This window comes from Streptomyces similanensis, assembly GCF_039543625.1.
Classification (GTDB): domain Bacteria; phylum Actinomycetota; class Actinomycetes; order Streptomycetales; family Streptomycetaceae; genus Streptomyces; species Streptomyces similanensis.
The window spans coordinates 1-5,977 of the sequence record NZ_BAABKC010000098.1 but is presented as its reverse complement, the minus strand read 5'-3'; the positions used below and the strand labels follow the sequence as shown (position 1 = coordinate 5,977).

Genomic DNA, 5,977 nt, shown 5'->3' with positions numbered 1-5,977 from the left:
GATGGGGGTGGAGCGGGACGACTGGGTGTTGCGGTGTGTGGTGTTCGGTGGTGAGGCGTTGGATGTGGGTCGTCTGGAGGGGTGGTTCGAGCGGCATGGTGATGGGGGGCCGCGGTTGGTGAACATGTACGGGATCACGGAGACGACGGTGCATGTCTCGTACTTCCCGCTGGAGGGTGCGGATGTGGGCGGGAGTGCTGGTGTGGTGGGTGTGGGTCTTCCGGATCTGCGAGTGTTCGTGCTGGATGAGTGGTTGCGTCCGGTGCCGGTGGGTGTTGCGGGTGAGGTGTATGTGGCGGGTGCGGGTCTGGCACGGGGGTATCTGCGGCGTGCGGGGTTGACGTCGGAGCGGTTCGTGGCGTGTCCGTTCGGTCCGGCCGGTGAGCGGATGTACCGGACGGGGGACCGCGCGCACTGGAGGGGTGATGGCCGGCTGGTGTATGGGGGGCGTGGGGATGAGCAGGTGCAGTTGCGTGGGTTCCGGGTGGAGTTGGGTGAGGTGGGGGCGGTGTTGGCGCGTCATGGTGGGGTGCGGGATGTGGCGGTGGTGGTGCGGGATGAGCGGTTGGTGGCGTATGTGGTGGGTGAGGTGTCGGGGGCGGAGCTGCGGGCGTTCGCTGCGGGGTGGTTGCCGGAGTACATGGTGCCGTCGGCTGTGGTGGTGCTGGATGTGCTGCCGTTGACGGTGAACGGGAAGCTGGACCGCAAGGCGCTGCCGGCTCCCGCTTTCACGGCCGGCGGGGGTCGTGGTCCGGCTACGGTGCAGGAGGAGATCCTGTGCCAGGTGTTCGCGCAGGTGCTGGGTCTGCCCGCGGTGGGTGTGGACGACGACTTCTTCGCGCTGGGCGGCCATTCGCTGCTCGCGGTGTCGCTGGTGGAGCAGTTGCGTGCTCGGGGTGTTGGTGTGTCGGTGCGGGCGTTGTTCCAGACGGCGACGCCGGCGGGTCTGGCTGCGGCCGCCGGGCCGGCTGAGGTGGTGGTGCCGGAGAACCGGATCCCGGACGGCGCCGAGCGGATCACCCCGGACATGCTGCCGCTGGTGGACTTGGACGAGTCCGAGCTGACGCGGATCGTCGAGCAGATCCCGGGCGGCGCGGCCAACATCGCTGACGTCTACCCGCTCGCTCCCCTTCAGGAAGGCATCCTCTTCCACCACCTGTTGCAGGCGGATGGTGGTGTGGACGCGTATGTGGTGCCGCGGGTGCTGCGGTTCGACTCGCGGGAGCGGCTGGAGGCGTTCCTCGGGGCGTTGCAGCGGGTGGTGGACCGGCATGACATCTACCGCACCGCGATCCTGTGGGAGCAGCTGCGCGAGCCGGTCCAGGTCGTCGTGCGCCAGGCCGTACTGCCGGTCACACAGGTGGAGTTGAGCGCTACCGAACAGCGCGAAGCGGCACAGCAGTTGGTCGCCGCAGCCGGTCCGAGCATGGACACCGGTCGTGCGCCGTTGATCGATGTGCACACGGCCGCTGAGCCGGGTGAGGGCGGTGGCTGGCTGGCGTTGCTGCGGATGCATCACCTGGTCCAGGACCACACTACGCAGGACGTGCTCCTCCTGGAGATGGGCGCGTTCATGTCCGGGCGGGAGGACTCGCTGCCGGAGCCGCTGCCGTTCCGTAACTTCGTGGCGCAGGCGCGGCTGGGCGTGACGCGCGAGGAGCACGAGCGGTACTTCGCCGGCCTGCTGGGAGACGTGGAGGAGACGACCGCGCCGTACGGTCTGCTGGACGTGCACGGTGACGGCACCGGTGTGGTCCGCTCCCATCTGGGCGTGGATGAGGAGGTGGGGCAGCGGGTGCGCGAGGTGGCGCGGTCGCTGGGCGTGAGTCCGGCGTCGGTATTCCATCTGGCTTGGGCGCGGGTGCTGGCGACGGTCAGCGGCCGTGACGACGTCGTCTTCGGGACGGTGCTGTTCGGGCGGATGAACGCCGGTGCGGGCGCCGACCGGGTGCCTGGTCTGTTCATCAACACGCTGCCGGTCCGAGTCCGTGTCGACGCGGTGGGCGTGGGCCGGGCGCTGGAGGGCGTGCGTGATCAGCTGGCGGAGCTGCTGGTGCACGAGCACGCGCCGCTGACGCTGGCGCAGCAGGCCAGTGGTGTGCCGAACGGCAGTCCGCTGTTCACCTCGCTGTTCAACTACCGGCACGGCGATCGCCGCCAGGCCGAATCGCGGCCGGAGTCGGGCACCGAGTCCCGGGGCATCGCCACGGTCGCGATGCGTGAAGTGACGAACTATCCGGTGACCGTGGCGGTCGATGACCTGGAGACGCGGTTCGGGCTGACCGTGGACGCGGTGGGTCCGGTCGACGGGGAAGCGCTCTGCCGGCTGCTGCACACCTGCCTCGACCACCTGGTGGCCACGCTGGAGGACGACCCCGCCGGCCTCCTGTCGACGGTGGACGTCCTCGACACCGCCGAACAGAAGCGACTGCTTGAGGAGTGGAACGACACCACCACGGAACTGCCCCGGCTCTCGGCGCCCGAGATGTTCCAGGCCCAGGTGGCGCGCACTCCGGATGCCGTGGCGGTGGTGTACGGCGCCACCGAGCTGTCGTACACGGAGCTGGACGCCAAGGCCAATCAGCTGGCGCACCACTTGCGCGGCCTCGGGGTCGGCGCCGAGTCGGTGGTCGGCGTGTCCCTGCCGCGTGGGGTGGACCTGGTCGTCGCACTGCTCGCGGTGCTGAAGACCGGCGCGGCATACGTGCCGCTGGATCCGCAATACCCGGCGGAACGGCTGGAGTTCATGCTCGCCGACAGCGGCGCGCAGGTCGTCGTCGGCCGCGGCGATGCGGCCACCGAGCTGTCGGCGTCGGCCGTGCACGTGGTGCGGCTGGACGACGCACAGGTGGCCGGTGAACTGGCCGCGGCGCCGGTCACCGCTCCCGAAGCGGCCTTCGAGGCCGACGGGCTGGCCTACATCATCTACACGTCTGGTTCGACGGGACGCCCCAAGGGTGTGGCCGTGTCGCATGGCGGCGTCGCCAGCCTCGTCGCGGCCCAGACGGAACGATTCGCGGTGGATGCGGCGAGCCGCATGCTGCAGTTCGCGTCGGTGAGCTTCGACGCGGCGGTGTCCGAGGTCCTGGTGACGCTGTCGAGCGGCGCCCGACTCGTGCTGTCCGACGCGCAGGAGCTCCTGCCGGGCGCCGGGCTGGTCGACGTCGTGGCGCGGCACCAGGTGACGCACGTGACGCTGCCGCCGGCCGTGCTGGCCGTGCTGGCGCCCGAAGATCTGGCCTCGGTGTCGACACTGGTGTCAGCGGGCGAGGCACTCGGCGGTGACCTGGTCGGCCGCTGGTCGCCCGGCCGCCGGTTCATCAACGCCTACGGGCCGACGGAGACCACCGTCTGCGCCACGATGTCCGCCCCGCTCGCGCCGGGTGACAGCGCCGGTATCGGCTCTCCGATCGTCAACACGCGGGTCTATGTGCTGGACGGTGCGCTGCGTCCGGCGCCGGTGGGCGTCGCGGGTGAGCTGTACGTGGCGGGTGCCGGTCTGGCGCGCGGGTACGTGGGGCGCTCGGCTCTGACGGGCGAACGGTTCGTGGCGTCCCCGTTCGGTGGTTCCGGTGAGCGGATGTATCGGACGGGGGATGTGGCGCGGTGGTCGGCGGAGGGCCGGCTGGAGTACTTGGGCCGTGCGGATGAGCAGGTGAAGATCCGCGGGTTCCGCATCGAGCCGGGTGAAGTGCAGGCGGCGGTGGCCGCGCATCCCGGAGTGGACCAGGCGGCGGTCGTCGTCCGTGAGGACGTGGCCGGGGACAAGCGTCTGGTCGCTTACGTGGTCGGCGATGCGGGCGAGTCCGAGCTGCGTGACTTCGTGGCCGAAAGGCTGCCGCAGTACATGGTGCCGTCGGCGGTGGTGGTGCTGGAGGCGCTGCCGTTGACGGTGAACGGCAAGCTGGACCGCAGGGCGCTGCCCGCGCCGGCCCACACGTCGGACGCTGCCCGCCTGCCGGTCACGGTGCAGGAGGAGATCCTGTGCCAGGCGTTCGCTCAGGTTCTCGGTCGGGAGCGGGTCGGGGTCGATGACGACTTCTTCGTGCTGGGTGGGCATTCGCTGTTGGCGACGCGTCTGGTGAGTCGGGTGCGTGCGGTGCTGGGGGTGGAGGTGGCGTTGCGGACGTTGTTCGAGGCGTCGACGCCGGCTGCTCTCGCCGCGCGGTTGGGGCAGGCGGGTGTGGCGCGTCCGGCGCTGGTGGCGGGGGAGCGGCCGCAGCCGGTGCCGTTGTCGTATGCCCAGCGTCGGCTGTGGTTCCTGACGCAGTTGGAGGGGCCGAGCGCGACGTACAACATTCCGACGGCTCTGCGGTTGTCGGGTGGGTTGGACCGGGGTGCGCTGGAGGGTGCGCTGCGGGATGTGGTGGGGCGGCATGAGGTGCTGCGGACGGTGTTCGCGGTGGCTGACGGGGAGCCGTACCAGCGGATTCTGCCGGTCGAGGAGACCGGGTTCGCTCTGACCGTCGCCGAGGTGGGCACGGAGGAGCTGGCCGGGGCGGTGGCGGAGGCGGCACGGTATGCCTTCGATCTGGCGCAGGAGATCCCTGTCCGGGCGCGGCTGTTCTCGGTGGGTCCGGATGAGCATGTGCTGATGCTGGTGGTGCACCACATCGCGGGTGACGGCTGGTCGATGGGTCCGCTGGCGCGGGATGTGTCGGCGGCGTACGCGGCGCGGGTCGAGGGCCGGGAGCCGGTGTGGGCGCCGTTGCCGGTGCAGTACGCGGATTATGTGCTGTGGCAGCAGGAGGTGTTCGGGTCGGAGGACGATCCGGAGAGTGTGCTGTCGCGGCAGGTGGGGTTCTGGCGTGAGGCGTTGGAGGACGCGCCGGAGGAGCTGGCGCTGCCGTATGACCGCACGCGTCCGGCGGTGGCTTCGCACGAGGGGTATGCGGTCGGGCTTCAGCTGTCGGCCGACGTGCATGCGCGGTTGCGTGAGGTGGCGCGTGAGCGTGGCGTGACGGTGTTCATGGTGTTGCAGGCGGCGCTCGCGGTGACGTTGTCGCGGGTGGGTGCGGGCACGGACATCCCGATCGGTTCGGCGGTCGCGGGCCGTACCGACGAGGCACTGGACGACCTGGTCGGCTTCTTCGTGAACACGCTGGTGATGCGGACGGACCTTTCGGGTGATCCGACGTTCGGGCAGGTGCTGGAGCGGGTCCGGGAAACGAGTCTCGCCGCGTTCGCGCACCAGGACGTGCCCTTCGAGCGGCTGGTGGAGGAACTGGCGCCGGTGCGCTCCCTGGCGCGGCACCCGCTGTTCCAGGTCATGCTGACCCTCCAGAACAACGCCCAGGCCAGCGTCGACCTGCCGGGACTGCGCGCGGGCGCAGTACCGGCCCCGACGGCCGGCCCGGCCGGCACGCCCCGGCCGGTGACGGCCAAGTTCGACCTGGACGTCACCGCCACCGAGGTCTTCGACACCGACGGCACGCCTGCTGGTCTGCGGGGTGTGGTGACCGTGGCTGCTGACGTGTTCGAGGCGGGGGCGGCTGGTCGGTTCGCGGAGTGGCTGGCGCGGGTGGTCGAGGCGGTGGTGGAGGCTCCGGACGTTCGGATGAGTGCGGTGGAGGTACTGAGCCTGGATGAACGGGCGTTGGTGTTGGGTTGGGCTGGTGGGGTGGGTGAGGGGTTGGTGGGTCGTTCTTCGGTGGTGGAGTTGTTTGAGGCGCAGGTGGTGCGTGATCCGGGTGCGGTGGCGGTGGTGTGTGAGGGGCGGTCGTTGTCGTATGGGGAGTTGAATGCGTGGGCGAATCGTTTGGCGCGGTCGTTGGTGGCTCGGGGTGCGGGGCCTGAGCGGTTGGTGGCGTTGGTGTTGCCGCGGTCGGTGGAGTTGGTGGTGGCGGTGTTGGCGGTGTTGAAGTCGGGTGCGGCGTATGTGCCGGTGGATCCGGAGTATCCGGCGGATCGGGTGGCGTTGGTGTTGGAGGAGGCGCGTCCGGTGGTGACGTTGGGTGTGGGTGAGGTGGATGTGGAG

Annotated in this window: 1 protein-coding gene; it reads left to right on the top strand. The window is 70.2% G+C overall.

What is annotated here, in order from left to right; translation table 11 throughout:
- Positions 1-5,977: non-ribosomal peptide synthetase (locus ABEB07_RS29675; protein WP_345671168.1), on the top strand; the 5,977-nt coding region annotated here is incomplete at both ends.